A 25851-nucleotide genomic window follows, 5' to 3' on the forward strand; every position below is an offset into this window, starting at 1 on the left:
GTATCTGCTCCCACGCGCCTGCACGCGTCGGCAGTCATGCACATCGTCAGTGGCGATTCGGCTTCCTCAGCCTTCCGGGCCGTCGCACTGCGGGCCGGGGTGCGCGCCTACAGGAGCGGCGGCGCCTGCCCATTACGTTCTGCGTCCCGCGAAGAGAAGTCCTGCCGCCGATGGGAGGCCAGCGCCAGTGTCCAAACCCGAAGACGAGAACCCCCAGCCGCCCAGGCCGGAGACCGAACAGGACGTGACGGCCGAGGGCGGCCGCGTGAAGACGGGCGTGCCGCGCCTGGACTTCATCCTCAAGGGCGGCTTCTTCCGCGGCGGCACCTACACGCTCTACGGCCCTCCGGGCGCGGGCAAGACCATCCTGGCGAACCAGCTGTGCTTCAACCACATCGCCTTCACCGACCAGAACTGCGTGTACCTCACGGTCCTGGCGGAGTCGCACGGCAAGATGGTCCGGCACCTGTCCAGCCTCCGGTTCTTCGATGCAAGGCTGGTGGGATCGCGGCTCAAGTACATGGCGGCCTACCAGACGCTGCGCGACGAAGGACCGCACGGCGTGCTGCGCCTGATCCAGTCCACGCTGCACCAGCAGCGGCCGGGCCTGCTGGTGATCGACGGGCTTGAATCCATCGAGCAGGCTGCCAGCGACCGCGTACGGGCGCGCGAATTCCTCAACCAGCTGCAGGCCTTCACCGCGCTCACGCAGACCACCACGCTCCTGTGCGCGGTGGAGCAAGGCGGTGAGCAGCGCCGGGACGAGGACGCGATGGTCGATGGCGTGATCGAGCTGTCGGACAAGCTGGTCGGCCCCCGCGCCGTGCGCGAGCTCACCGTCCACAAGTTCCGCGGCAGCGGCTACCTGCGCGGCCGCCACGAGGTGGAGATCACCGGGCTGGGCGTCCAGATCCATCCACGCATCGAAATCCAGTTCGACGCGCCGCCCGAACTGGCGAACGAGGAGCGCAAGCGCATGGGCTTCGGCATCGCGGAGCTGGACCGCATGATGAACGGCGGGATCCTGTCCGGCTCCACGCTTGCGCTGCTGGGAGCGCCGGGCTCGGGCAAGACCACGCTGGGCCTGAGTTTCCTGGTGGAAGGCGCTCGCCAGGGCCACAAGGGCCTGTACTTCGCGTTCTACGAGCCGCCGCCGCGCCTTCTGGAGCGCGCCGAGCACATGGGCATTCCCCTTCGCCCGTATGTCGAGCAGGGCATGATCGAGTTGGTCTGGCAGCCGCCCCTGGAGCACTACATGGACGCCCTGGCCGAGTCCCTGCTGGATCGCGTGCGCGCCGAGCAGCCCGCGCGTCGGCGCCTCTTCATCGACGGCGTGCAGGGTTTCGCCGCCGCGGCGGTGTACGACGACCGGCTGCCGCGCTTTCTCTCCGCGCTGACCAACCAGCTGCGCACCTGGGACGTGACCACCCTCATCTCGGCGGAGCTGCCCATGTTCGGCACTTCCATCGAACTGCCGCACCCGGAGCTGGCGCACGTGGTGGAAACGGTCATCCTGCTGCGGTACGTGGAGCTCAAGTCGCAGTTGCACCGCCTGCTGTCGATCATGAAGATGCGCGAGAGCGGCTACGACACGTCCATCCGCGAATTCACGATCCGTGAAGGCGGCATCGAGGTCAGCGGCTCGTTCGAATCGGCGGAGCAGATTCTTTCCGGATTCCCGCGCAGTGCAGGAGGCATGTCGTGACCCGGATCCTCGTCGTGGACGACGAATACGACCTGGTCCAGACCATCTGCGCGGTGCTGGAACTGGAAGGCTACGAGGCCACCTCCGCGCGCAACGGCCGCCAGGCGCTGGAGGTGCTGGAGCAGGTGCGGCCGGACCTGCTCCTGACCGACGTGATGATGCCCTACGTGTCCGGCTACGACCTCGTGGAAGCCGTGCGCAAGCGCCCGCAAGGAAAAGACCTTCCGGTGGTGATCATGAGCGCGGTGGAGCCGGAGTTGCACCCGCACGGCGCCTGGGACGAGGTGATGCAGAAGCCGTTCACGCTGGACGGGCTGCTGGAGGTGGTGGGGAAGCTGACGAAGGGCAAGTAGGAGCATGGGCCGCCCACCCTTGCGGCCGCGTGACGGTGTGCCGCTTTCTGCTGCCCGCGCTCCTCAGTACTTGATCCGCCCTTCGGCCGACATCGAGACGAGCTGGACCACGGTCGTGAGATCGCCCTGCAGGGTTCCGAAGAGCGCGCCGGTGCCGGTCGCCTCCTCGAAGCGGCCGGTTCCGCCCTTGACGTAGTAGTTGCCCTCGGCAAGCCCTACGGCTGCGCGTTCCCCGCGCCGCCGAGCGGCGGCGGCTTGAGTGACAGCTGGGGGTTCTGGGCCCGCCTGTCCGCTGCCAACGGCGGAACGCGTGGCAGCCGCACGGAAAAGGTGGTCTGTTCGTCATCCGACGCCAGTTCGACGGTGCCACCATGTGCGACTGCGATTTCCTTGGTGATGTAGAGGCCCAGGCCCAAGCCGGAGGAGCCAGGCCGCCTGTCTGCCTCGACGGTGGGCCTCTGGCGCAGCGGCGTGAACATGTTCTCTCGTGCTCGCGCGGGGATTGGCTGGCCCGCGTTCGTGACCTTCACGCGGACAGCCTCCTCGTCTGCGTCCACGGAGACGTTCACGGGCGCCCCTGCTGCGCCGTGCTGAACCGCGTTTGCAATGAGATTGGCGAGCATCTGTCCGATCCGGGCGGCATCCCAGCGGCCGCTCAGGTCCCCTTCGCAAGTCAGCTCGATCCTGCTGTCGGGGTGCAATGCCGCGACCTCGGTGACGATGTTCGTCGTGATGACGCCGAAATCTGCAGGGACGGGGGTGATGGGAAGCGCCACACCGAAGGCGGTCTGGGTGAAGTCGAGGATGTCCTTGACCATGTCCCGCATCCGCTCCGAGGCGGTCACGATGCGGGCGACGGCCTTCGTCTGGCCACCGGTCAGCGTGTCGGCCCGCAGGAGGTACTGCGCACTCATCTGGACCACGCCCAGCGGCGTGCGCAAGTCATGCCCCAGGACCCCCAGCAGGAGGTTGCGCGAGTCATCCACCTTCTTCGAGTACAGGGAAGCCGACTCGGAGAGCGCCTGGTCCATGCTCTCGCCGAAGCGAGTCAGCTGTTCCAGGTCGTCTTTGCGTGCTTCCTGGAGTTGCTGGGTCCACCTGCGGATGACGGAGGCACGGAGTGCGCGGTACTCCGACAGCAGGTGGTCCAGTGAAAATCCCTGGTCGAAGCGCTGTTCGGCGTGTTCGCGCGCGGTGCGCGTGATGTTCGGCGCGTTCTCCGGCTTGTTGCCTTGGGACTTGTCGTGCTGGTCGCCGCCCCCCTGGGCTTGCGCCATGTCGGCCGCAATCGCGAGCAACAGCACTTTCGCGTGGTCGGCAAGTTCGTGACGGGTGAATTGGTGAGATGCAGGAAGCTTCGACCGCGCGAAGACGACCCACTCATCGACGATGGGTTCCACCTGCTCGTTCAAGAAGGCACTGATGTTCATTTCCTGCTCACGACATCTGCAGGCCGCCTCCAAGCGCCGGAAACGGAAAAAGGGGTCGCTGCGCATCGAGCAGCGGCAAGCCCTTTTCTGGTGGTGCCGGAGAGAGGAATCCAAAACCGGGCTGCAGGGCGCACCAAGCTTAGCCACGAGCCCGGACTGGCCAAAATACCACCAAAAATACCGGCAACTCCCAGAGTGTCCTCTTCCGGCCACATGCGCCTGTTGATCCAGTCTAGTTGATCTGGCGCTACTGCTTCTAGCGGTGGCGACGACTACACGACTGTGTTTGTGCCAGTGTGCGCGCGGTCGAGCCTGTGGTTCGGCTGTGCGAACATCCAGGCATGACATTCCTGCGCGACTCGCGAACGCCGCAACATGAGTAGCACGCCAGGCAGATCGACTCCACCCCGATGAGAACCCTGCTCCATCCCACCCGGGCGGTCGCGATGGCGTTCCTACTCGCCATCGCCCTTGGGACCCTGCTGCTGATGCTCCCCGTTGCCACGGCGACCGGCGAGCCGCCCCCGACCGTCACGGCGTTCTTCACCGCCGTTTCCGCGGTCTGCGTCACCGGACTCGTGGTTGTCGACACGGGGACCTACTGGAGCCCGTTCGGCCAGGTAGTGATCCTCCTGCTGTTCCAGGCGGGCGGCTTCGGCTTCATGACCGGCGCGACGCTGCTGGGGGTGATGGTCAACCGCTCCCTTCGGCTGCGGACGCGGCTCGTAACCCAGGTGGAAGCGCATGTGATCGGTCTGGGCGATGTCGCGAGCGTCGCCCGCCTGGTGCTAGTCGTCACCGCGGTATGCGAGTTGCTGATCGCCGCCATCCTGGCAGCGCGCCTGCACGCCTGGTATGGCCTCGGCTGGGGCGAGGCGGCATGGAACGCGGTGTTTCACGCAGTGTCTGCGTTCAACAACGCGGGCTTCTCCATTCATGAGGACAGTGTGATGCGCTACGGGCGGGACGGCTGGATCCTGGTCCCGCTGATGTTCGGCATCATTGTTGGGGGCATCGGATTCCCCGTGTTGCACGATCTGCGCCTGCGCCTGCGCGACCCGCGCCACTGGTCCTTGCATAGCAAGCTCACGCTGCTCGGCACGGGCATTCTGCTGGCGGTCGGATTTGTCCTCGTGCTGTGGTTCGAATGGACGAATCCGGCCACGCTCGGCCCCATGCCCTTGGGCGAGAAAGTCCTCAACGCTGCATTCGCCTCGGTCTCGGCTCGCACCGCCGGCTTCAACAGTTTGGACATCTCGGCCCTGTATCGGGAAACCTGGGCGCTTCACTATCCACTGATGTTCATCGGAGCCGGCAGCGCCGGCACGGCCGGCGGCGTGAAGGTTGGAACGGTGTTCATCCTTGTCCTGTTGGTCTTCTCGGAGATCCGCGGCCTGCCCGACAACGAGGCTTTCGGTCGGCGCATCTCCACCACCGCGCAGCGGCAGGCCATCACGGTGCTGGTGCTGGGCGCGCTGCTGGTCACGGCCGGCACCATGATCCTCCTGCGCCTGACGCCTTATTCAGCGGACAGGGTGATCTTCGAGGTCATCTCCGCCTTTGCCACCGTGGGCCTCTCCACCGGAATCACGGCCGACATTCCCCCGGCCGGGCTGCTGGTGCTCACGGTGCTGATGTATGCCGGCCGCGTCGGCACGATCACGCTCGCCGCTGCCCTGGTGCTAGGCCGGCGGCGCATGCCTTATCGGTACGCAGAGGAGCATCCAATTGTTGGGTAAGTTGCTTTTCACTGAACAGTTCTCCTTCGCGCGGGGAGACAGCGTCGTCGTGCTCGGGCTTGGCCGCTTTGGCGGTGCGCTGGCGCAGTCGCTCGTGGAGCTCGGTCACGACGTCATGGGAATCGACTCCGACGGCGCGCTCGTGCAACACTGGGCCGACCGCCTGACCCATGCCGTGCAGGCGAACGCGACCGACGTCAGCGTACTGCGGCAGTTGGGGGTAGCAGACTTTGCGCATGGGATCGTCGGGATCGGAACCGACCTCGCGGCCAGCCTGATGTCCGTCGTGGCCCTCACCGAGCTGAACATCAAGGACATCTGGGTTAAGGCGATGACACCGGAGCACGGGCGGATCGCCGAGCGCATTGGCGCCCATCACGTCGTCTATCCCGAGGCGGACATGGGCCTGCGCGTGGCGCACCTGATCTCCAGGCGGTTGATGGACTACATCGAGTTCGAGGACGGGTTCGCGATCGCCAAGATCCTGGCTCCGGCCATGTGCCAGGACCAGTCGCTCGCCGCGTCGGGCGTGCGCGAGCGCTTCGGAGTCACGGTCGTGGGCGTGAAGCGGTCCCGCCAGGACTTCCAGCACGCCACTCCTGACACGGTGGTACGCCCCGGCGACCTCCTGATCGTCTCCGGGCCGACCAAGCGGGTTGAGCAGTTCGCGGCGCAGGCGCTGAAGGCGAAATAGGCCTCAATGCGCTCAGAGGGAGCAGCGGACTTCCAACGGGGCCAAGCCGACTGCCAACCCAAGTACCGCCTCTGTGATGGAACGCCATGGCAGAGACTCACATGCGCTGAGACAAAAAAAGCCCGTTCCAGTGGGAAACGGGCTTACTTTGAGGCTCGGTGAGACGACCTGATTGGTCAAATGGTGCCGGAGAGAGGAATCGAACCCCCGACCTTCTCATTACGAATGAGCTGCTCTACCGACTGAGCTACTCCGGCGACCGAAGCCGGCGATTATAGCCAGACCCTCACACCGTGCCCGGGGCCTCCTTGCCCTGGTGGTACTGCGTGACCCGGTCCACTTCGTTCTTGCTGCCCAGGATGACGCTCACGCGCTCGTGCAGCTGGGTGGGCTGCAGGTCCAGGATGCGTTCGTAGCCGTTGGTGGCGGCGCCGCCGGCCTGTTCGACCAGCCAGGCCATGGGGTTGGCCTCGTACATGAGGCGCAGCTTGCCGGGCTTGTTGGGTTCGCGCTTGTCCCAGGGGTACATGAAGATGCCGCCGCGGGTGAGGATGCGGTGCACGTCGGCCACCATGGAGGCGATCCAGCGCATGTTGAAGTCCTTGCCGCGCGGGCCTTCCTTGCCGGCCAGGCATTCGTCGATGTAGCGGCGCACCGGCGTGTCCCAGTGGCGCATGTTGCTCATGTTGATGGCGAATTCCCGGGTGTCGGCCGGGATCGTCATGTGTTCCTCCACCAGCACGAAGCTGCCCATCTCGCGGTCCAGCGTGAACATGGCCACGCCGTCACCCACGGTGAGGACCAGCGTGGTCTGCGGGCCGTAGACGCAGTAGCCGGCCGCCACCTGCCGGTGCCCCGGCTGCAGGAAGTCCTGCTCGGAGACGGCGGCGCCTTCGGGCTTGCGCATGACGCTGAAGATGGTGCCGATGCTCACGTTGACGTCGATGTTCGACGAGCCGTCCAGCGGGTCGAACATGAGCAGGTACTCGCCCTGGGGGTAGCGGTTGGGCACCTGGTAGATGCCGTCCATCTCCTCGCTGGCCATGGCCGCGAGGTGGCCGCCCCATTCGTTGGCCTCGATCAGCACCTCGTTGGCGATGATGTCCAGCTTCTTCTGCACTTCGCCCTGCACGTTCTCGCTGCCGGCCGTGCCCAGCACGTCGCCGAGCGCGCCCTTGTTGACGGCGTGGCTGATGCGCTTGCAGGCACGGGCGACGACTTCCAGCAGCAGGCGCAGCTGCCCGGGAATGAGGCCGTCGACGCGCTGCTGCTCGACGAGGTACTGGGTCAGGGAGATTCGCTTCTGGGTCATGGTGTCGGGTTCTCCTCGTGTTCGCTCAGTCGGCCAGCGCGCGCGTGACCACTTCACGCACGTCGCGGCTCAGGTCGGGCTTGGCCGCGACGCGGGCAATGGCTTCGCGGGCGGCGCCGCGGTAGGGGTCGGCGAGCTTCTTCCAGCGATCGAGCGCGCGCGCCAGGCGCGCGGCCACCTGCGGGTTGATGGCGTCCAGCTCCATGACGCGTTCGCACCAGAACACGTAGCCGGCCGCATCGCGGCGGTGGAAGCCGCCGGGGTTGGCACTGCAGTAGCTGAAGATCAGGCTGCGCGCGCGGTTCGGGTTGCGCAGGTTGAAGTCCGGGTGCTGCATGAGCTGCTTGACGACGGGCAGGATGTTGCCGCCATGGTCGGGCGCGCCGGCCTGCAGGGCGAACCACTTGTCCAGGACCAGCGCCTCGTTCTTGAAGAGGGCATGGAAACTCGCCAGCGCCGGCGCGGCGAGCTCGTGGCCGCAGGCGACCAGGGCCGCCAGGGCGTTGAAGCGGTCGGTCATGTTGCCCGCGTCCTTGAAGCGCTGCAGCGTCTTGCCCGGCCAGACCGGGTCGCCGCTGGTGCGCGCGGCCAGGCACAGGTGGGTGAGGGCCATGCCGGCCAGGGCGCGGCGGCCGGCCGAGCGCGAGTCGGGCCGGTAGGCGCCGGTGTCCTTGTTCTGCTCGTACACCCATTCCCAGTCGTGCCGCAGGGCCGTGGCCAGCCCCATGCGCATGGCTTCGCGCACGGCGTGGATGCGCTGCGGATCGACTTCGTCCAGCTGCTCGGCCAGGTAGGTTTCCGAGGGCAGGGTGAGGACCAGGTCCTTGAAGGCCGAGTCCAGCGTGGGGTGGCGCAGCACGGCGCGCATGGCCTCGACGAAGGGCGCGTCCAGCTCCACGTGCTCGCCGCTTCGGATGAAGTGCAGCGCGCGGTGGATGGCCAGGCGCTGCGCGGCCTCCCAGCGGTTGAAGGGGTCGGTGTCGTGCGCGAGCAGGATGAGGAGCTGCGCGTCGGTGTAGTCGTACTCCAGGATCACCGGGGCGGTGAAGCCGCGCAGGATGGAGGGCACCGGCTCGCCGGCCAGGCCGCTCATGGTGAGCGTGTCGCTGTCCTCGGTGAGCACGTGCAGGCCGTCGCTGATCTGCCGGCCTTCGGCGTCCAGCAGGCCCAGGCGCACCGGGATGACGAAGGGGTCCTTGTGCGGCTGGCCCGGGGTGGGCGTGCAGCTTTGCGAGAGGGCGAGGCTGTAGGTGCCGGTGGCCGCGTCCCAGTGCGAGCGGGCCTTCAGGCGGGGCGTGCCGGCCTGGCTGTACCAGCGCTTGAACTGCGGCAGCAGGCGCGCCAGGGGCGAGCCGGGGTTGGCGTCGGCGATGGCCTGGGCGAAGTCGTCGCAGGTGACGGCCTGGCCGTCATGCCGCTCGAAGTACAGCGCCATGCCGCGCGCGAAGCCGGCGCGGCCCAGCGGGTCGCCCTCGCCGGCCACGAGCGTCTGCATCATGCGCACGACCTCGGCCCCCTTCTCGTAGATGGTGACCGTGTAGAAGTTGTTGATCTCCAGGTACTGGTCGGGCCGCACCGGGTGGGCCATGGGGCCGGCGTCCTCGGGGAACTGCGCGGTGCGCAGCACGCGCACGTCCTCGATGCGGCGCACGGCGCGGGCCGAGGCCTCGCCGGCCAGGTCCTGGCTGAACTCCTGGTCGCGAAAGACCGTGAGGCCTTCCTTGAGCGAGAGCTGGAACCAGTCGCGGCAGGTGACGCGGTTGCCGGTCCAGTTGTGGAAGTACTCGTGGCCGACCACGCTCTCGATGTTGGCGTAGTCGGTGTCGGTGGCGGTGGCCTGGCTGGCGAGGACGTACTTCGTGTTGAAGATGTTCAGGCCCTTGTTCTCCATCGCGCCCATGTTGAAGTCGCTGGTGGCGACGATCATGAAGCGCTCCAGGTCCAGGGGCAGCTTGAAGCGGCCCTCGTCCCAGGCGATGGAGGCCATGAGGGAGTTCATGGCGTGCTCGGTCTTGTCCAGGTCGCCGGGGCGCACGTAGACCTGCAGCAGGTGGTCGGCGCCGCTGGCGGTGGTGATGCGCTGCTCGCGCGCGACCAGCTTGCCGGCCACCAGGGCGAAGAGGTAGCAGGGCTTGCGGTGCGGGTCCACCCAGCGCGCGAAGTGGCGGCCGCCGTCCAGGTCGCCTTGCTCCACCAGGTTGCCGTTGGACAGCAGCACGGGATAGGCGGCCTTGTCCGCGCGCAGGGTGACGTTGTAGCTGGCCATCACGTCCGGGCGGTCCAGGAAGTAGGTGATGCGCCGGAAACCTTCGGCCTCGCACTGCGTGAAGAACGAGTCGTTGCTCACGTACAGGCCCATGAGCTTGGTGTTCTTCGCCGGAGCGCAGGTGGTGAACACCTCCAGCTCGAAGGGCGCGTTGCCTTCGGGCAGGTTCTCCAGGATGAGCTGGCTGTCCTCCAGCTTGAAGGACGTGCCCTGGCCGTTGACCAGCACGCGGGCGAGGTTGAGTTCCTCGCCGTCCAGGCGCAGGGCCTGGGCGGGCTGGTCCGGGTTGCGGCGCAGCCGCATGCGATTGAGCACGCGGGTCTTGACCGGATCGAGGTCGAAACAGAGTTCCACGCTGTCGATCCAGAAGGCCGGCGGCCGGTAGTCGGCGCGGTGGATCACCGCGTTCTGTCCTTCACGCATTGCTTGTGTCCTTAGACGCCCTGCTTGAGCGAGGCTTCGATGAAGGGGTCGAGGTCGCCGTCCAGCACCTTCTGGGTGTTGGAGATCTCGAGGTTGGTGCGCAGGTCCTTGATGCGGCTCTGGTCCAGCACGTAGCTGCGGATCTGGTGGCCCCAGCCCACGTCGGTCTTGGTGTCCTCAAGCTTCTGCTGTTCTTCCATGCGCTTGCGCATCTCGTGGTCGTACAGGCGTGAGCGCAGGCGCTGCCAGGCGACGTCACGGTTGCTGTGCTGGCTGCGGCTGTCCTGGCACTGCACCACGATGCCGGTGGGCACGTGCGTGAGGCGCACGGCCGAGTCCGTCTTGTTGATGTGCTGGCCACCGGCGCCGGAGGCGCGGAAGGTGTCCACGCGCACGTCGGCCGGGTTGATGTTGATCTCGACCGAATCGTCGATCTCCGGATAGACGAAGACGCTGGCGAAGCTGGTGTGCCGTCCGCCCGCGGAGTCGAAGGGCGACTTGCGCACCAGGCGGTGCACGCCGGTTTCCGTGCGCAGCAGGCCGTAGGCGTATTCGCCTTCGACCTTGATGGTGGCGCTCTTGATGCCCGCGATCTCGCCGGCGGACTCGTCTTCCACCGCGGCCTTGAAGCCCTTGCGCTCGGCATAGCGCAGGTACTGCCGCAGCAGCATGCCGGCCCAGTCGCAGGCCTCGGTACCGCCCGCGCCGGCCTGGATGTCCAGGAAGGCGTTCATGGGGTCGGCGGGCTTGTTGAACATGCGCCGGAATTCCAGCGCCTCGACGTGCTCCGTGATCCGCGCGACGTCGGCCTCGATGGTGGCCAGGCCCGCCTCGTCGCCCTCGTCCTTGCTCATCTCGTAGAGCTCCAGGTCGTCGGCGAGTTCGCGGTCCAGCTCCTGCAGCTTCAGGACGATGTCGTCCAGCTGCCGCTTTTCCTTGCCCAGTTCCTGGGCCTTCTTGGGGTCGTTCCAGACCGCGGGGTCTTCCAGCGCGGCGTTGACGGTCCTCAGTCGTTCGGCTTTGGCATCGTAGTCAAAGATACCTCCGTAAGTCCGCGCAACGGGACTGGAGGTCTTGGAGCTGGGTGCCGATGAGGTTGATGCGTTCTGCGTCCATGGGGAGGGGTCTTCCAAAGACGCGGATTTTGGCACGCGCCCCCCGTGGAGCGAGGGCGCCCAAAGGAGAAGGGGCCGGGAATCGCTTCCCGGCCCCTGCCCAGCCTCTCGGCCCCTCGGCCCTCCGCTCTTGTTCGTGCTTACCTGAAGCTGCCCAGGTGCGCCTGCGCCCGGCGGTTGCCGGCGCTGGCGGCGCGTTCCAGCCACTGGATGGCCTGGGTGCGGTCGGCCGCGACGCCGGCGCCCTGCAGGTAGGCCACGCCCAGGAAGTAGCTCATTTCCGTGCGGCCCCAGCGGATGCCGTCCTCGGTGCTCTTGCCCGAGCGGCGCACCACCGCCGGGACGTCGCCCGCGCCGCTGGCGAAGGCGCGCATCTGGTTGACCGTGTCGGAGAGGAAGCGGTCGCGCTCGGCCATGGCCAGGGCGGAGTCCGGCTGGGTGGCGACCAGCTCGTCGGCCAGCACGTTCATGGCCTCGAAGGGGGTCATGCCGCCCATCATCCGGGGCGAGTACCAGGCGCGCAGCATGACCTGGTCCAGGGGCAGCAGCCCGTCCACCTTGATCGGGAAATAGCTCAGCACCGTCTTGCCGGCGGGATGGCCGCGCACGCCCATGACATGCATGGCCTCATGGTGGGCGCAGCGCCAGGCGTCCTTGCTGCGCATCTGCACCGAGGCGCTCTCGATGTGGGTCTCGTTGCGAAAGCCCAGCACCGTCACGCAGGGCTGGTTGTCCTCCAGCGCGACGTCGGGCGTGATCTCGATGGTGAGGTTGGCATGGACGTCCGGCTGGTCGGTGACGTCGATGAGCCGCACGCCGGCTTCGCGCGTGACGGCGTCCATGGCCTGCACGACGGTGGCGCGATGCTTTGCCAGGTCGATGCCCGACAGCCGCATGTGGATCGCGTTCTCCCAGCGCACCACGCGCGTGGGCGTGCCGCTCTGGTGCCACAGGACTTCCCACATGGTGGCCAGCCCCTGCTGGAAATCGTCGTTCGCACGGGCCAGGCCCGGGACGAGGAGCGCCGCCGCGAGCAGCGCCGAAAGCATCTTGAACTTCAAAGCCTTCACCTCAGCAATCTGAGGTTACAGCTTAGGGTAGGAGTGCTCCTACGACAACGGGTGCAAGCGACCTACGTTGAGCTCAGGTGCTTTTCGCAAAAAAAGTCTCGATCAGATGGGCTACGCGCGTCGGTTGGTCGTGGTGGAGCATGTGGCCGGCGTCCTCCACGCGCGCTTTTTCCAGCACGGGCACGAGCTTCAGGCGCTCATGGAACTCGGCCAGGGTGAACTTGCCCTGCCACCACTTGTCCAGGCTGTCGTCGCCGGCTTCCACCCACAGCACGGGCGCGGTGATGCGGCGCGCGCATTCCAGTGCCTCGTCCACGCGGTACAGCTGGGCGCCGACCACCTTGTGCGCGGCATCGCCCAGGATGTGCCAGCGGCCGTCGTCGCCTTCGCGCGCCCAGTGGCGCGCCAGCCACTCGGCCTGGTCCTGCGGCAGGCGGCGGTTGGTTTTCATGAGGCGCTGGGCGACGCCCTCGGCCGAGGCGTAGGTCTGCAAGGTCTTCTCGCCCCGGTGCAGTTCCTTGAGTTCGTCCATCCACCGGGCGTAGCGGCCCGGCGCCTGTGAGGGCCGGGAGGCCGGCATGCCGAAGCCTTCCAGGTTCACCAGGCGGCGGATGCGCTCGGGGCGCACGCCGCAGTACAGCATGGACACGTTGCCACCCATGCTGTGGCCGACCAGGTCCACCGGCGCGTCGCCGGCGAAGTGGTCGAGCAGGAAGTCGAGGTCGGCGAGGTAGTCGGGGAAGAAGTAATGGTCGACCACCGGGCCCTCGGTCAGGCCGAAGCCACGCCAGTCGGGCGCGACGATGAAGCGGTCCTGTTCGAGGGCGTCCACCACGAACTGCCAGGAGGCCGACACGTCCATCCAGCCGTGCAGCAGCACCAGCGGCGGCTGCGCGGGCGAGGGCTCCCCCCACAGGCGCAGGTGGTAGCGGTGCTGGCGGATCGGGACAAACGTGCTGCGCGCCTCGCGCCGGGGTTGATACATTCGGCCGATCATAGGAGACGGCGGATGGCAGGCAGTCAAGCCAGAGACACGCACGCGGCGCTGCACGGCGCCTTCCGGTGGCAGGTGCCCGAACACTTCAACATCGCCCAGGCGTGCTGCGGCCGCTGGGCCGAGGCGGACGATGCCGCCGGGCGCGTCGCCATCCTGGCCCACGGGGCGCCGAACGGGCAGGGCGCCTTGAGCTACGCGGAACTGCAGCGCCGCGCCAGCCGCCTCTCCCACCTGCTGGCGGACCTGGGCGTCCAGCGCGGCGACCGCGTCGCGCTGGTGCTGCCCCAGCGCTTCGAGACCGCCATTGCCTACATGGCCATCCTGCAGATGGGCGCGGTGGCCATGCCGCTGTCCATGCTGTTCGGTCCCGAGGCGCTGCAGTACCGCCTGCAGGACAGCGGCGCGGTGGTGGCGCTGTGCGACGAGACCGCCATCGCCTCGCTGGCGGCGGTGCGCAAGGACTGCCCCGCGCTGCGCTGCCTGGTGGGCCTGGGCGCGGCGGCCCTGCGTGCCGACATCGACTGGGCGGCCGAAACCGCGACCCGCCCCACCCGCTTCACGCTGGTGGACACCCTCGCCGAGGACCCGGCGGTCCTGATCTACACCAGCGGCACGACCGGCCCGCCCAAGGGCGCGCTCATCCCGCACCGGGCGCTGATCGGCAACCTGCCCGGCTTCGTGTGCAGCCAGAACTGGTTCGGCTTCGACCCGGAGCATGCCGCGCGCGCCTCGCAAGCCGTGTTCTGGTCCCCGGCCGATTGGGCCTGGACGGGCGGGCTCATGGACGCGCTGCTGCCCACGCTGTACTTCGGGCGGCCCATCGTGGCCTGGAACGGTCGCTTCTCGCCGGAGCTGGCCTTCGAGCTGATGCAGCAGCACGGCGTCACGCACAGCTTCCTGTTCCCCACCGCCCTCAAGGCCATGATGAAGGCCGTGCCCGAGCCGCGCCGCCGCTACAAGCTGCGGCTGGAGGCCATCATGAGCGCCGGCGAGGCGGTGGGCGATGCGGTCTTCCACTGGTGCCGCGAGGCACTGGGCGTGGTGGTCAACGAGATGTTCGGGCAGACCGAGATCAACTACATCGTGGGCAACTGCGCCATGAACGGCCGCGACTCGCCCGTGGCCTGGCCGGCCCGTCCGGGCAGCATGGGGCGGCCCTACCCGGGGCATCGCGTGGCGGTGATCGACGAGGACGGCCACGAATGCCCGCCCGGCGTCGCCGGCGACGTGGCGCTGCACCGCCTGGACGCGCACGGCGCGCCCGATCCCATCTTCTTCCTGGGCTACTGGAACAACCCGAAGGCGAGCGCCGACAAGTTCAGCGGCGACTGGTGCCGCACCGGCGACCTGGCGGTGCGCGACGAGGACGGCTACCTCTGGTACCAGGGCCGCGCGGACGACGTGTTCAAGGCCGCCGGCTACCGCATCGGCCCGGGCGAGATCGAGAACTGCCTGGTCAAGCACCCGGCGGTGGCCAACGCGGCCGTGGTGCCCAAGCCGGACCGCGAGCGCGGCGCGGTGGTCAAGGCCTATGTGGTGCTGTCGGCCCAGGCGCAGGAGGAGCGCTCGCGCGCACAGAAGGCCGCGTACGAGGCGCGGCTGGTCGCCCAGCTGCAGGAGCATGTCAAGGGGCAGCTCGCGCCCTATGAATACCCCAAGGAAATCGAGTTCATCGAGCAATTGCCCATGACCACCACCGGCAAGGTGCAGCGCCGCGTGCTGCGCCTGCAGGAAGAGGCGCGCGCCCGGGAGGCGGCATGACGACACACTTCACTTCGCTCACGCCGGAAGCCGGCCGGGAACTGCTGCGCGGCCTGTTCGCCCAGGCGCTGGATGCGGTCGATCCGCTGCAGGCCGTGCCGCGCCACCTGCCGCCCCGGCCGCGCGGGCGCACGGTGGTGGTGGGCGCCGGCAAGGCCGCGGCGCGCATGGCGCTGGCGCTGGAACGGGCCTGGGACGGGCCGCTGTCGGGCCTGGTCGTCACGCGCTACGGGCATGGCGAGCCCTGCGAGCGCATCGAGGTGGTCGAGGCCGGGCATCCGGTGCCGGACGAGGCGGGCCTGCAGGCGGCGCAGCGCATTCGTGCGCTGGTGACGGGGCTGGGCCCCGACGACCTCGTCGTCGCGCTCATCTCCGGCGGCGGCTCCTCGCTGCTGACCGCGCCGGCCGACGGCGTGAGCCTGGCGGACAAGCGCGCGCTCACCACGTCCTTGCTGCGCTCGGGCGCCGACATCCACGAGATGAACTGCGTGCGCAAGCACCTGTCCACGCTCAAGGGCGGCCGGCTCGCGCAGGCCGCGGGCGCGGCGGCGGTCTGGACCCTGGTGGTGTCCGACGTGCCGGGCGACGATCCGCGCACCGTGGCCTCGGGGCCGACCCTGCCGGACGACTCCACCGCCGCGGACGCACTCGACATCCTGGCGCGCTACGGCATCACGCCGCCGCCGTCCATCCGCCGCGTGCTGGTGTCGCCGCCGGCGCCAGCCGTGGGCAGCGCGGCGGGTCCGCGCGAATGCCGCGTCATCGCCACCGCGCAGTCGGCCCTCGAAGCGGCCGCGCAGGCGGCGCGCAGCCAGGGCTTGAATGCCCTGATCCTGGGCAATGCGATCGAAGGCGAGGCGCGGCAGGTCGGGCGCGTGCACGCGGGCATGGCCCGGCAGGTGGCCGGTTTCGCGCAGCCCCTGGCCGCACCGGCGGTGCTGCTCTCGGGCGGCGAGACCACGGTGACGGTGAGCGGCAATGGGCGCGGCGGGCGCAATGCCGAGTTCCTGTTGGGCGAGGTCATCGGCCTGGCCGGTCACGCGCGCATCTGGGGCCTGGCCGCCGACACCGACGGCATCGACGGCAGCCAGAGCAACGCCGGCGCGGTGTTCGGGCCCGACAGCTGGCAGCGTGGCCTGGCCGCGGGCCTGTCGGCGCCGCAGTTCCTGGCGCGCAACGACGCGTACTCCTGGTTCGAGGCCCTGGGCGATCTGGTCGTCACCGGGCCCACGCGCACCAACGTCAACGATTTCCGGGCGACGCTGATCGTGTAGCCGACCCGCGGGCCGGTCTATGCGGCCTACACTCGCCGGCTTCGTCCCCACTCGACCCCATTGCACGCATGACCCCCGTCCGACTCGGCCACAGCGACCTCCAAGTCAGCCCCATCTGCATGGGCACCATGACCTTCGGCGAGCAGGTGCCCGAAGACCGCGCGCACGCCATCCTGGACCGGGCGCTGGAGCGCGGGGTGGACTTCATCGACACCGCCGAGATGTACGCGGTGCCGGCGCGCGCGCAGACCTGCGGTGCCACCGAGACCATCATCGGCAACTGGCTGCGCAAGAACCCGTCGGCGCGTTCGCGCATCGTGCTGGCCACCAAGGTGGCGGGCCCCTCGCGTGGCATGCCCTGGATCCGCGAGGGCGCGGGCATGACGGCCGCCGACATCGTCGCCTCCTGCGAAGGGTCGCTGCGCCGGCTGCAGACGGACGTGATCGACCTCTACCAGATCCACTGGCCCGAGCGCAGCGTGCCGGCCTTCGGCAGCCTCTACTACGACCCGTCCAAGGAGCGCAGCCAGACCCCCATCCTGGAGCAGCTCGAAGCGCTGGACCGCCTGGTGCGCGATGGCAAGGTGCGCCACATCGGCCTGTCCAACGAGACGCCGTACGGCGTGCACGAGTTCGTGCGCCTGGCCGAGCAGCACGGGCTGCCGCGCATCGCCACCGTGCAGAACGTGTACTGCCTCATCAGCCGCGCGCTGGAGAACGGGCTGGACGAGAGCATGCACCGCCTGGGCGTGTCGCTGCTGGCGTATTCGCCCCTTGGCTTCGGCCTGCTCACGGGCAAGTACGACGCGAGCGGCGTGGAGGGGCCCGATGCGCCTGACGGGCGCATCGCCCGCTACGAGAGCGTGCGCAAGCAGCGCTGGGGCCGCCCGGAGGCGCTGGCCGCCGCGCGCCGCTACAACCAGCTCGCGCGCGACCACGGCATGACGCCGGCGCGCATGGCGCTGGCCTTCTGCTACACCAAGTGGCAGGTCGCCAGCACCATCATCGGCGTGACCTCGCTCGCGCAGCTGGACGAAGACCTGGACGCCTGGGGCACGCGCCTGTCGCCCGAACTGCTCGCGCAGATCGACCAGATCCGCTGGGAGATGCGCGACCCCGCCGCCTGAGACATGGCCCGCAAGGCGGCCCACGTCAGCGAAACACCCGCCACCGCCTTCCTCAAGGCGCATGGCGTCGCGTTCACCGAGCACCCTTACGAGTGGGTGGAGCATGGCGGCGCGCAGCACAGCGCGCAGGTGCTCGGGCTGGACCCGTTCTCGGTGGTCAAGACGCTGGTGATGGAGGACGAGAAGGCGCGGCCCCTGGTCGTGCTGATGCACGGCAACCGCAGCGTCTCCACCAAGAACCTCGCGCGCCAGATCGGCGCCAAGTCCGTCGCGCCCTGCCAGCCGGAGGTGGCCAGCCGCCACAGCGGCTACCAGGTGGGCGGAACCTCGCCGTTCGGGACGCGTCGGCAGATGCCCGTGTACGTGGAGGAGAGCATCCTGGCCCTGCCGCGGATCGTGATCAATGGGGGACGGCGGGGGTATCTGGTGGGGATCGAGCCGGGGGTGTGCGTGCGGCTGCTGGACGCGAAGGCGGTTCGCTGCGCGCTGGACGTGGCGTAGTCGGCGGGCGAGGCCCCCACCCCAGCCCTCCCCCAGAGGGGGAGGGGGGTTCCTCTCCTTCCCCCTCTGGGGGAAGGCAGGGATGGGGGCTGCGCGTGAAGCAGCGTAGCCGGCGCGACGATCCCCAGACCCCACGGCCGCGTTTGGCAGAATCCGCGGCGTGCCCTACCTCCTGCCCCTCCTCGCCGCCGTCGCCGCCTACCTCCTCGGCTCCCTCGCTTTCGCAGTGATCGTCAGCCGCCTCATGGGCCTGTCCGATCCACGCAGCTTCGGCAGCGGCAACCCGGGCGCGACCAATGTGCTGCGCTCGGGCAGCAAGCCGGCGGCGCTGATCACCCTGCTGCTCGACGCCGGCAAGGGCTTGGTGCCCGTGCTGCTGGTCAAGGCCTTCGGCGCGCCCTACGGGCTGGAGTCGGGCACGGTGGGGCTGGTCGCGGTGGCGGCCTTCCTGGGCCACCTGTACCCCGTGTTCTTCCGCTTCCAGGGCGGCAAGGGCGTGGCGACCTTCCTGGGCGCGGTGTTCGGCATCGACTGGCTGCTGGGCCTCGCCACCGGTCTCACCTGGCTCATCATCGCCTTCTTCTTCCGCTACTCCTCGCTCGCCTCGCTGGTCGCGGCGGTGTTCGCGCCGGCCTACTTCCTGCTCGGCGACCGCCTCGCCTGGCAGGCCGATGCGCCGCTGGTGATGGCGCTGGTGGTGATGGGGCTGCTGCTGATCTGGCGGCACCGCGCCAACATCGACCGGCTCCTGAAGGGGACGGAGTCGCGGCTGGGGGCGAAGAAGGCGCGCTGAGAGCTTTTCAGCGCGCGAGGTCGTCGATCACGAAGCGCGTCAGCCGCGGCGGCTCGCTGCCGATGTGGAATTTCAGGCGCCGTTCGCGCAGCTGCGTGTCGGCGTTGGTGATGCGGTCGAAGCGGCGCAGGTGCTCCGTCCAGGATTCGTCGACCACCTGCTCCACATAGCGGCCGGGCTCGTTGATGTCGTGCAGCAACTGCCAGTCCAGCGCGCCCTGGCGCAGGCGGCTGCGGCGGCTGTGGTACATCACGGCGCGGAATTCGCGGGCGCGGGCCGGGTCGATCAGGTACTCGATGTGCACCAGGACGCGGCCGGCTTCCTTGGGCACGGGAATGTCCGGCACCTTCAGCACGTTGGAGGGCGTGAGGTCTTCCTCGGTGCCGCGGTCGGGCATCAGGCGGTAGGCCAGCGTCATGAGCACCAGGCCGCTGCCAGCCGACCAGAGCAGGGCGTCGTGGATGCTGCTGACGGTGGCGACCTGGCCCCACAGCGCCGCACCACCGGCGGTGGCGCCCATCAGGCACATCTGGTAGATCGACATGCCGCGCGCGCGGACCCAGTCGGGCAGGGCCATCTGCGCGGACACCGTGAGTGAATTGGCCGAGGAGATCCAGGCCATGCCCGAGATGAGCATGGCCGGCACCGCCACCCAGGTGGTGTTGGCGTAGGCCAGGACGGCGGCGCAGGCGCTCTGGACCACGGTGCCGCCGAAGACGAGCTGGGGGATGGTGACGGCGCGGCGGATGCGCGGCATGAGCAGGGCCGCAACGATGGCGCCCGCCCCCATGGCCGACAGCAGCAGCGTGAAGGTACCGGCCCCGCCGCCCGGCAGCGAACGGGCCAGGAGCGGCAGCAGCGCGAGGATGGCGGTGGAGTGCAGGAAGAACAGCGCGACGCGCAGCAGGATGGATCGGATGCGCTGCGACTGGCGCACGAACTGCAGGCCCACGCGCATGGCGCTGGTCAGGCGCTCGCGGCCGAGCGGGCTCTCGCGGTGCTCGCGACGCCAGCGCATGATGATGAAGCCGGCCAGCATCGACAGGCCCGCATTGAGCACGAAGACCCAGGCGCTGCCCGCGCTCGCGATGATGGCGCCGGCCAGCAGCGGCCCCACGATGCGCGAGCCGTTCATGGCGATGCCGTTCAGGGCCAGCCCCTGGGGCAGCTGGGGGCGCGGCAGCACCTCGGGAATGATGGCGGCGAACACCGGCCAGCGCATGGCCAGCCCCACCCCGTTGGCGAAGGTCAGGAACAGCAGCAGCGCCGGCGTCATCCACTCCAGCAGCACGGCCACGCACAGCACCGTGGCGATGCCGGCCACCCAGAACTGCGTGACCATGAAGTAGCGGCGACGGTCCACGATGTCCGCCAGCGCGCCACTGGGCAGGCCGAGGAGGAAGACGGGGAGGGTCGAGGCGGCCTGCACCAGTGCCACCCACAGGGGCGTGGGCGCGATCGAGGTCATGAGCCAGGCGGCCGCCACGTCGTTCATCCACATGGTCGTGTTGGCCATGAACCAGGTGATCCACAGCATGCGGAACACCGGCAGGCGCAGGGGGCCGAGGGCGGACTGGGTCTCCAGCGGCGGCTTGGCCGGGGGCATCAGTAGCGCCGCTCCAGCACCATCTGCTCGTTCTCGCGCTTCATCGAGAAGCGCGTGAGAAAGCTGTTGCCCAGCAGCATGTGCGGCATGGGGTGTGGCACCACGATGGCGTCCACCTCGTAGGCTTCCACCTCGCCGATGCGCAGGGAGGACAGCTTGAGGAACCAGCCCTGCGTGGCGCCATTAGCCGTGTTGACGCGCACCGGCCGGCCGGCGCGGTAGTTCAGGCCGGCACGCTCGGCGTCGGGCGCGCCCAGGGCCACGGTGGAGGCGCCGGTGTCCAGCAGGAAGGGAATGGCGCGCCCGTTGACCGCGGCCACCCCCGTGAAGTGGCCGTGGGTGCCGGCGGTCAGCACGATGCGGTGGCCGCGCGGCCCGCCCGCGCCTTGTCCCACGCTGGCGGGCGCCTCGCCCACGCGCAGGCTCTGGCGCACGCCGCCGACCTCCACCACGGCCTGGTCGTTGGCGACCGACACCAGCCGCACGCCCTGGTGCGTCTCGCCGACGGCCACCGCCTTGGGCGCCGCGCCGTCCACGATCAGAAGCGCCCGCTGGCCGAAGGTGCCCTGCAGCGCGACGGCCTGGGCCAGGGCCGAGCCGGCCCCGGCGAGCACCGCGCAGGCGGCAAGGGCGCGCCGGATCGGCAGGCGGATCATGGGAGGCAGGGTGTTCAGTCGCGGAAGTTGTTGAAGCTCAGGGGCAGGTCGGGCATGTCCTTGCGGATCAGGGCCATGGCGGCCTGCAGGTCGTCGCGCTTGGCGCCGGTCACGCGCACGGCGTCCCCCTGGATGGCGGCCTGGACCTTCAGCTTGCTGTCCTTGATGAGGCGCTGGATCTTCTTGGCCTGCTCGCTTTCGATGCCGCTGCGCACCGTGAAGACCTGCTTGACCTTGTCGCCGCCGACCTTCTGCACGGTGCCCTTGTCGAGGAAGCGCACGTCCACGCTGCGCTTGGCGAGCTTGCCGGTGAGGATGTCCTCGATCTGCTGGAGCTGGAACTCGGCGTCGCCCAGCAGGGTGATTTCCTTGTCCTTGATCTCGACGTGGGCCGAGGTGCCCTTGAAGTCGAAGCGCGTGCCGATTTCCTTGGCGGCGTTGTCGACGGCATTTTTCACCTCGACGAGATTGGGTTCGCAGACGGTATCGAAAGATGGCATTGAACAGGCTCCGTGTCCCGAATCCGGATGCGACAATTCTCCCATGATCGTCGAGCACAACGTGCCGCTGCAGGCGCATAACAGCTTCGGCATCGTCGCCAAGGCGCGCGAGCTGGTGCGCGTGCGCGGCGACGCCGACGTGCAGGCGCTGCTGGCCGATGGAGAGCATGCGCAGACTCCGAAGTTCGTGCTGGGCGGCGGCAGCAACATCGTGCTGACCGGTGACGTCAAGCCGCTGGTGCTGAAGGTGGAGATCCCCGGCATCCGCGTGGTGGAAGACGGTCCGCGCGCCACGGTGATCGAGGCCGGCGCCGGGGTCAACTGGCACGACTTCGTCACCTGGACCCTGGACCACGACTTCCCCGGCCTGGAGAACCTGGCCCTGATCCCGGGCAGCGTGGGCGCCTCGCCGGTGCAGAACGTGGGCGCCTACGGCGTGGAGGTGCAGGACCGCTTCGAGTCGCTGGACGCCATCGACCTGGCCACCGGGGACGTGTTCACCCTGGGCCCGGCCCAGTGTGCCTTCGACTACCGCGACTCGGTCTTCAAGCACACGCCGGCCAAGCCGGGCGACATGGGCCTGTGCGGCCGCGCGCTGATCCTGCGTGTGCGCTTTCGCCTGCCCAAGCCCTGGCGGCCGGTGCTCGGCTACATGGACCTGGCGCGGCGGCGCGCCGAGTCAGGCGTGCAGGACCCCACGGCGCGCCAGGTGTACGACTGGGTCTGCGCCATCCGGGCCAGCAAGCTGCCCGACCCGCGGGTGCTGGGCAACGCGGGCAGCTTCTTCAAGAACCCCACGGTCACGCCCGAGCAGTGCCACGACATCATCGCCCGCGAGCCGAACATCGTGCACTACCCCATGCCCGATGGCACGGTGAAGCTGGCCGCGGGCTGGCTCATCGACGCCTGTGGCTGGAAGGGCAAGTCGGTCGGCAAGGCCGGCGTCTACGAGAAGCAGGCGCTGGTGCTGGTCAACCGGGGCGGCGCCACGGGCGGGGAGGTGGTCACGCTCGCCCGCGCCATCCAGACCAGCGTGTACGAGCGCTTCGGCATCCGGCTGGAGCCGGAGCCGGTGGTGGTCTGATGTTGGAACTCACTCCCTCCCCCTCTGGGGGAGGGCAGGGGTGGGGGCCACGCGCGCCGGCCATGCCACTTCTCTCGCAGCCCCCATCCCAGCCTTCCCCCAGAGAGGGAAGGAGCCTGAACCCCACAGCCCTACCAGGACTTCGGACGGTCCCGGTCGCCCTGCTTGAGATCGCGGCCGGTCTCCTTGAGCTTGTCCTTGGCGCGCGCGGCGGCCAAGGGATTCTTCTGGCGGTACGAGTCCCAGGCCTTCTTGGCGAGGCCGGACGTGACGGCGAGCATGACGACTTTTCTGAGCAGGGCCATGGCGGTTTCCTTCGTTGATCGTTGAAAACCGCCAGCTTGAGGCCGCGCCTGCCCGGGCCGAGCGCGAGTTTGGCGCGGCTGGGCGTCAGCGCGCGCCGACCCGCGCGTCGGCGGCGCCTGCAGCGACGAGCTACTTGCCGCCGGCCAGCTTGAGCAGCTGGTCCGCGTCACCGCCGGAGAGCAGCCCGGCTTGGGCATAGACGCCCAGCTTCTCGCGCGTGTCGCTGATGTCCAGGTTGCGCATCGTGAGCTGGCCGATGCGGTCGCGTGGCGAGAACATGGACTCGGCCTTTTCCATGGTGAGCCGCTCGGGCTTGTAGGTGAGGTTGGGCGAGGCCGTGTCCAGCAGGCTGTAGTCGTTGCCGCGCCGAAGCTCCAGCGTGACTTCGCCCGTGATGGCGCGGGCCACCCAGTGCTGGGCCGTCTCGCGCAGCATCAGGGCCTGCGGGTCGAACCAGCGGCCCTGGTAGAGCAGGCGGCCCAGCCGGCGGCCGTTGTCGCGGTACTGCTCGATGGTGTCCTCGTTGTGGATGCCGCTGACCAGGCGCTCGTAGGCGATGAACAGCAGCGCCAGGCCCGGGGCCTCGTAGATGCCGCGGCTCTTCGCTTCGATGATGCGGTTCTCGATCTGGTCGCTCATGCCCAGGCCGTGGCGGCCGCCGATCCGGTTGGCTTCCAGGATGAGTTCCACCGGGTCGGCGAAGCTGCGGCCGTTCAAGGCCACGGGCTGGCCTTCCTCGAAGCGCACCGACACTTCCTCGGCCTTGACCGCCACGTCGTCGCGCCAGAAGGCCACGCCCATGATCGGGTTGACGATGCGGATGCCCGAGTTCAGGTGCTCCAGGTCCTTGGCCTCGTGCGTGGCGCCCAGCATGTTGGAGTCGGTGGAGTAGGCCTTCTCCGCGGACATCTTGTAGGCGAAGCCGGCCTTGTTCATGAAGGCCGACATTTCGGCGCGGCCGCCGAGTTCGTCGATGAAGGTCTGGTCCAGCCAGGGCTTGTAGATCTTCAGCGCCGGGTTGGTCAGCAGGCCGTAGCGGTAGAAGCGCTCGATGTCGTTGCCCTTGAAGGTGCTGCCGTCGCCCCAGATGTTGACGTCGTCCTCCTTCATGGCGGCCACCAGCATGGTGCCGGTGACGGCGCGGCCCAGCGGCGTGGTGTTGAAGTAGGTCAGGCCCGCGGTGGAGATGTGGAAGGCGCCGGACTGCAGTGCGGCGATGCCTTCCTGCGCGAGCTGGCGGCGGCAGTCGATCAGGCGCGCCTTCTCGGCGCCGTACTGCATGGCCTTGCGCGGGATCTCGTCGTAGTCAGGCTCGTCGGGCTGGCCGAGGTTGGCGGTGTAGGCGTAGGGGATGGCGCCCTTGCCGCGCATCCAGTGCAGGGCGGCGCTGGTGTCCAGCCCGCCGGAGAAGGCGATGCCGACCTTCTGGCCGACGGGAACGTGTTCGAGGATGGTGCTCATGGCAGGCGCGGGGGCAAGGGACGGGTTCAGCCGAAGTGGCAGATGTAGTGGTAGGGCTCGGTCGTGCGGATCTCGAAGCGCGCGTTGGCGGGGACGCTGAAGCGCTCACCGGCGCCGCTGCGCTGCCAGGTTTCCTCGCCGGCCATGCGCCACTCGCAGGCGCCGGCCACGCACTCCATGATCTCCGCGGCGCCCGTGTTGAAGGTGAGCGTGGACGGCAGGATCACGCCCACCGATTTCTTCGTGCCGTCGGGAAAGACCAGGCTGTGGCTCACGCACTTGCCATCGAAGTACACATTGGCCTGGGGGGTGACGGACACGCCGTCGATTCTCGTGGTGCTCATGGACCCGGTCTCGCCGTGGAAAACCGGGCATTTTAGGCCGAGCGCCGGGCCCCGGGCCCGGCCGCGCGCTCAGTGCCAGTGCCTGCGCGAGCCGCGCACGTAGCCCAGGTGCAGCGACACGTTGGGCACGAAGGGCCGGTAGGCGGGCGCGGGGTAGTAGCCGTAGGGCGGCGGATAAACGGAGGGATAGACCGCGGAGGGATAGACCGCGGAGGGATAGGCCGGCGCGTAGGCCGGGGGATAGACCGGCACGGTGACCACTTCGCGGATGACGGTGACGGGCGGGCTGGCCGAGGGCAGGGTGACCGGGGGCAGGGGGGATGCCTCCGGTGCGGCGGCAGCCGGGGCCGGCGGCGCGGTGGGCGCAGCACCCACGGGCACGAGCTGCAGCGAGAGGGTGGGGCCCGGGTCGTAGGGCAGTTGCACCGTGTGCTGCCGGCCGGCGTACTCGTAGGTCACGTTGTAGCCCACGGCGCGGTTCTCGTAGAAGGTCTGCGTGACGCAGTTCGTGGCCTGCTGCAGCTGGGTGTTCGGGCCTTCGACGCGGTCGCCCAGCGCGGCGCCGCCGATGACGCCCAGCAGCGTGGCCACCGCGCGGCCGCTGCCGCCGCCGATGGCATTGCCTGCGGCGCCGCCCGCGATGGCGCCCATCAGCGCGCCGGCGCCGCTCGACGGCTGCTGCACCAGCACCGGGTTGCTGTTGCACACCGGCCGCGGCACGGCGACCTGCTGGATGACCGGGACACTGGAGATCACGCGGCCGACTTCCTGTGCATGCAGGGCGGGCGAGACAAGGAAGGTGAGGGCGCCCAGGACGGCGATGCCGACGGGCTTGGAGAGGGGCGTGTTCATGATGACGACTCGGCTCGCACGGGATGTTGAAATTCTAGGCACCCGGCAGCCTCCTGCCCATGCGCCTGGAGTAAAGAGCGTGAAAAGCCGCGCTTCAGGTCCTGCCGAGCCGCTCCGCCCAGTCGTCCTCGTCGAATCCGACGCTCAGCCCCGGGCCCCAGTCCACCACCGGTCGGCGGATGAGGCTAGGCTCGCGCAGCATGAGGTCACTGGCGCTGCGCGCATCCATGACGGCGGCGCGGCTGGCCTCGTCGAGCTTGCGCCACGTGGTGCCCCGCCGGTTCAGCAGCGCCTCCCAGCCCAGTGCCGCGATCCACTGCGCCAGCCGCCCGGCATCGAGCCCGTCCTTGCGAAAGTCGTGGAAGCGATGTTCGACCTGCCGCGCCGACAGCCAGGCGCGCGCCTTCTTGACCGTGTCGCAATTCGGGATGCCGTGGACGATGATCATGGCGCCCGATCCTAAGCCCGACAATCGGCCCCTC

24 protein-coding genes and 1 tRNA gene are annotated in these 25851 nt (G+C 68.9%); 10 read left to right on the top strand and 15 right to left on the bottom strand.

Translation table 11 applies throughout. The features are described from left to right. Nucleotides 1–187 precede the first annotated feature (187 nt). The gene (locus EZ242_RS12455) at nt 188–1705 is read left to right on the top strand and encodes a DUF7125 family protein (RefSeq protein WP_135285480.1); all 1518 of its coding nucleotides are present in this window, start codon (nt 188–190) and stop codon (nt 1703–1705) included. Further along, nucleotides 1702–2058 (top strand): response regulator, encoded by a 357-nt coding sequence (locus tag EZ242_RS12460; RefSeq protein ID WP_167784743.1) that lies wholly within the window; start codon nt 1702–1704, stop codon nt 2056–2058. The genes EZ242_RS12455 and EZ242_RS12460 overlap by 4 nt, the downstream gene beginning before the upstream one ends. A gap of 215 nt (nt 2059–2273) precedes the next feature. On the opposite strand, the gene EZ242_RS12465 is transcribed toward EZ242_RS12460, so the two are convergent. Next, nucleotides 2274–3488, bottom strand: a complete 1215-nt coding sequence (locus tag EZ242_RS12465; protein WP_167784744.1) for a sensor histidine kinase — start codon at nt 3486–3488, stop codon at nt 2274–2276. A 410-nt stretch (nt 3489–3898) separates the two neighbouring features. On the opposite strand from EZ242_RS12465, the gene EZ242_RS12470 reads away from it, so the two are divergent. Further along, a complete protein-coding gene (locus EZ242_RS12470; protein ID WP_135285483.1) occupies nt 3899–5227 on the top strand; it encodes a TrkH family potassium uptake protein in 1329 nt (442 codons plus the stop codon). Next, on the top strand, nt 5217–5921 hold the full coding sequence (locus tag EZ242_RS12475) for a potassium channel family protein (protein WP_135285484.1): 705 nt from the start codon (nt 5217–5219) through the stop codon (nt 5919–5921). Before EZ242_RS12470 ends, EZ242_RS12475 begins: the two co-directional genes overlap by 11 nt. 181 nt (nt 5922–6102) lie before the next feature. Here EZ242_RS12475 and EZ242_RS12480 read toward each other — a convergent pair. The 6 genes from EZ242_RS12480 to EZ242_RS12505 all read right to left on the bottom strand — a co-directional run bounded on the left by EZ242_RS12480 (nt 6103) and on the right by EZ242_RS12505 (nt 13092). Beyond that, nucleotides 6103–6178: transfer RNA gene (locus tag EZ242_RS12480), tRNA-Thr, on the bottom strand. Nucleotides 6179–6207: 29 nt separating this feature from the next. Then, a complete protein-coding gene (locus EZ242_RS12485; RefSeq protein WP_135285485.1) occupies nt 6208–7233 on the bottom strand; it encodes a class 1 fructose-bisphosphatase in 1026 nt (341 codons plus the stop codon). 25 nt (nt 7234–7258) lie between these two features. Next, nucleotides 7259–9922, bottom strand: a complete 2664-nt coding sequence (gene pepN, locus EZ242_RS12490; RefSeq protein ID WP_135285486.1) for an aminopeptidase N — start codon at nt 9920–9922, stop codon at nt 7259–7261. An 11-nt stretch (nt 9923–9933) separates the two neighbouring features. Next, nucleotides 9934–11038, bottom strand: a protein-coding gene (gene prfB, locus EZ242_RS12495) for a peptide chain release factor 2 (protein ID WP_135285487.1) whose coding sequence is annotated in 2 segments (ribosomal slippage) — nt 9934–10956 and nt 10958–11038 — 1104 coding nt in all. Because the reading frame shifts where the segments join, the coding sequence is not laid out codon by codon here. A 139-nt stretch (nt 11039–11177) separates the two neighbouring features. Further along, a complete protein-coding gene (locus EZ242_RS22225) occupies nt 11178–12107 on the bottom strand; it encodes an SEL1-like repeat protein (protein ID WP_135285488.1) in 930 nt (309 codons plus the stop codon). 73 nt (nt 12108–12180) lie between these two features. Next, complete coding sequence (locus tag EZ242_RS12505) at nt 12181–13092, bottom strand: alpha/beta fold hydrolase (RefSeq protein WP_135285489.1); 912 nt, start codon at nt 13090–13092, stop codon at nt 12181–12183. A gap of 24 nt (nt 13093–13116) precedes the next feature. Between EZ242_RS12505 and EZ242_RS12510 the strand changes: the two genes are divergently transcribed. The 5 genes from EZ242_RS12510 (at nt 13117) to plsY (ending at nt 18560) form a co-directional block, all read left to right on the top strand. Next, nucleotides 13117–14865 (top strand): acetate--CoA ligase, encoded by a 1749-nt coding sequence (locus tag EZ242_RS12510; RefSeq protein ID WP_135285490.1) that lies wholly within the window; start codon nt 13117–13119, stop codon nt 14863–14865. Then, on the top strand, nt 14862–16139 hold the full coding sequence (locus EZ242_RS12515) for a glycerate kinase type-2 family protein (RefSeq protein WP_135285491.1): 1278 nt from the start codon (nt 14862–14864) through the stop codon (nt 16137–16139). Before EZ242_RS12510 ends, EZ242_RS12515 begins: the two co-directional genes overlap by 4 nt. 68 nt (nt 16140–16207) lie before the next feature. Further along, the gene (locus EZ242_RS12520; RefSeq protein ID WP_135285492.1) at nt 16208–17266 is read left to right on the top strand and encodes an aldo/keto reductase; all 1059 of its coding nucleotides are present in this window, start codon (nt 16208–16210) and stop codon (nt 17264–17266) included. Between the two features lie 3 nt (nt 17267–17269). Continuing rightward, a complete protein-coding gene (locus EZ242_RS12525) occupies nt 17270–17767 on the top strand; it encodes an aminoacyl-tRNA deacylase (protein ID WP_135285493.1) in 498 nt (165 codons plus the stop codon). 160 nt (nt 17768–17927) lie between these two features. After that, nucleotides 17928–18560, top strand: a complete 633-nt coding sequence (gene plsY, locus EZ242_RS12530) for a glycerol-3-phosphate 1-O-acyltransferase PlsY (RefSeq protein ID WP_135285494.1) — start codon at nt 17928–17930, stop codon at nt 18558–18560. Nucleotides 18561–18567: 7 nt separating this feature from the next. Here plsY and EZ242_RS12535 read toward each other — a convergent pair whose 3' ends face one another. From EZ242_RS12535 to EZ242_RS12545, 3 genes are read right to left on the bottom strand one after another with little or no spacing between them, the layout of a single operon-like run. Next, the gene (locus tag EZ242_RS12535; RefSeq protein ID WP_135285495.1) at nt 18568–20166 is read right to left on the bottom strand and encodes an MFS transporter; all 1599 of its coding nucleotides are present in this window, start codon (nt 20164–20166) and stop codon (nt 18568–18570) included. Next, nucleotides 20166–20822, bottom strand: coding sequence for a retropepsin-like aspartic protease family protein (locus EZ242_RS12540; protein ID WP_205960636.1), 657 nt, complete (start codon nt 20820–20822; stop codon nt 20166–20168). Before EZ242_RS12540 ends, EZ242_RS12535 begins: the two co-directional genes overlap by 1 nt. A 14-nt stretch (nt 20823–20836) precedes the next feature. After that, nucleotides 20837–21322 carry a YajQ family cyclic di-GMP-binding protein gene (locus EZ242_RS12545; RefSeq protein ID WP_135285496.1) on the bottom strand — a complete coding sequence of 162 codons (486 nt, stop codon included), beginning with the start codon at nt 21320–21322 and terminating at the stop codon, nt 20837–20839. 43 nt (nt 21323–21365) lie between these two features. On the opposite strand from EZ242_RS12545, the gene murB reads away from it, so the two are divergent. Continuing rightward, nucleotides 21366–22406: a UDP-N-acetylmuramate dehydrogenase gene (gene murB / locus EZ242_RS12550; protein WP_135285497.1), complete on the top strand. Its 1041-nt coding sequence runs from the start codon at nt 21366–21368 to the stop codon at nt 22404–22406. Nucleotides 22407–22537: 131 nt separating this feature from the next. On the opposite strand, the gene EZ242_RS22010 is transcribed toward murB, so the two are convergent. The 5 genes from EZ242_RS22010 to EZ242_RS12570 form a co-directional block, all read right to left on the bottom strand. Continuing rightward, nucleotides 22538–22711, bottom strand: a complete 174-nt coding sequence (locus tag EZ242_RS22010; RefSeq protein WP_167784745.1) for a hypothetical protein — start codon at nt 22709–22711, stop codon at nt 22538–22540. A gap of 130 nt (nt 22712–22841) precedes the next feature. Then, nucleotides 22842–24173: an argininosuccinate synthase gene (gene argG / locus EZ242_RS12555; protein ID WP_135285498.1), complete on the bottom strand. Its 1332-nt coding sequence runs from the start codon at nt 24171–24173 to the stop codon at nt 22842–22844. A gap of 26 nt (nt 24174–24199) precedes the next feature. After that, a complete protein-coding gene (ppnP, locus tag EZ242_RS12560; protein ID WP_135285499.1) occupies nt 24200–24517 on the bottom strand; it encodes a pyrimidine/purine nucleoside phosphorylase in 318 nt (105 codons plus the stop codon). Nucleotides 24518–24586: 69 nt separating this feature from the next. Continuing rightward, complete coding sequence (locus tag EZ242_RS12565) at nt 24587–25369, bottom strand: glycine zipper 2TM domain-containing protein (protein ID WP_135285500.1); 783 nt, start codon at nt 25367–25369, stop codon at nt 24587–24589. A 94-nt stretch (nt 25370–25463) separates the two neighbouring features. After that, nucleotides 25464–25817 carry an ArsC family reductase gene (locus EZ242_RS12570; protein WP_135285501.1) on the bottom strand — a complete coding sequence of 118 codons (354 nt, stop codon included), beginning with the start codon at nt 25815–25817 and terminating at the stop codon, nt 25464–25466. Nucleotides 25818–25851 lie beyond the last annotated feature (34 nt).

The sequence above is a fragment of the Ramlibacter rhizophilus genome (assembly GCF_004681965.1).
In the GTDB taxonomy this organism is placed as follows: Bacteria; Pseudomonadota; Gammaproteobacteria; order Burkholderiales; family Burkholderiaceae_C; genus Ramlibacter; species Ramlibacter rhizophilus.

What these genes read in the sequence shown, in the direction of transcription:
- EZ242_RS12465 (WP_167784744.1), bottom strand. Translation starts at nt 3,488, where the DNA reads ATGAACATCAGTGCCTTCTTGAACGAGCAGGTGGAACCCATCGTCGAT.
- EZ242_RS12470 (WP_135285483.1), top strand. Translation starts at nt 3,899, where the DNA reads ATGAGAACCCTGCTCCATCCCACCCGGGCGGTCGCGATGGCGTTCCTA.
- EZ242_RS12485 (WP_135285485.1), bottom strand. Translation starts at nt 7,233, where the DNA reads ATGACCCAGAAGCGAATCTCCCTGACCCAGTACCTCGTCGAGCAGCAG.
- pepN (WP_135285486.1), bottom strand. Translation starts at nt 9,922, where the DNA reads ATGCGTGAAGGACAGAACGCGGTGATCCACCGCGCCGACTACCGGCCG.
- EZ242_RS12505 (WP_135285489.1), bottom strand. Translation starts at nt 13,092, where the DNA reads ATGTATCAACCCCGGCGCGAGGCGCGCAGCACGTTTGTCCCGATCCGC.
- EZ242_RS12510 (WP_135285490.1), top strand. Translation starts at nt 13,117, where the DNA reads ATGGCAGGCAGTCAAGCCAGAGACACGCACGCGGCGCTGCACGGCGCC.
- EZ242_RS12515 (WP_135285491.1), top strand. Translation starts at nt 14,862, where the DNA reads ATGACGACACACTTCACTTCGCTCACGCCGGAAGCCGGCCGGGAACTG.
- EZ242_RS12520 (WP_135285492.1), top strand. Translation starts at nt 16,208, where the DNA reads ATGACCCCCGTCCGACTCGGCCACAGCGACCTCCAAGTCAGCCCCATC.
- EZ242_RS12525 (WP_135285493.1), top strand. Translation starts at nt 17,270, where the DNA reads ATGGCCCGCAAGGCGGCCCACGTCAGCGAAACACCCGCCACCGCCTTC.
- EZ242_RS12535 (WP_135285495.1), bottom strand. Translation starts at nt 20,166, where the DNA reads ATGCCCCCGGCCAAGCCGCCGCTGGAGACCCAGTCCGCCCTCGGCCCC.
- EZ242_RS12540 (WP_205960636.1), bottom strand. Translation starts at nt 20,822, where the DNA reads ATGATCCGCCTGCCGATCCGGCGCGCCCTTGCCGCCTGCGCGGTGCTC.
- EZ242_RS12545 (WP_135285496.1), bottom strand. Translation starts at nt 21,322, where the DNA reads ATGCCATCTTTCGATACCGTCTGCGAACCCAATCTCGTCGAGGTGAAA.
- murB (WP_135285497.1), top strand. Translation starts at nt 21,366, where the DNA reads ATGATCGTCGAGCACAACGTGCCGCTGCAGGCGCATAACAGCTTCGGC.
- EZ242_RS22010 (WP_167784745.1), bottom strand. Translation starts at nt 22,711, where the DNA reads ATGGCCCTGCTCAGAAAAGTCGTCATGCTCGCCGTCACGTCCGGCCTC.
- argG (WP_135285498.1), bottom strand. Translation starts at nt 24,173, where the DNA reads ATGAGCACCATCCTCGAACACGTTCCCGTCGGCCAGAAGGTCGGCATC.
- ppnP (WP_135285499.1), bottom strand. Translation starts at nt 24,517, where the DNA reads ATGAGCACCACGAGAATCGACGGCGTGTCCGTCACCCCCCAGGCCAAT.
- EZ242_RS12565 (WP_135285500.1), bottom strand. Translation starts at nt 25,369, where the DNA reads ATGAACACGCCCCTCTCCAAGCCCGTCGGCATCGCCGTCCTGGGCGCC.
- EZ242_RS12570 (WP_135285501.1), bottom strand. Translation starts at nt 25,817, where the DNA reads ATGATCATCGTCCACGGCATCCCGAATTGCGACACGGTCAAGAAGGCG.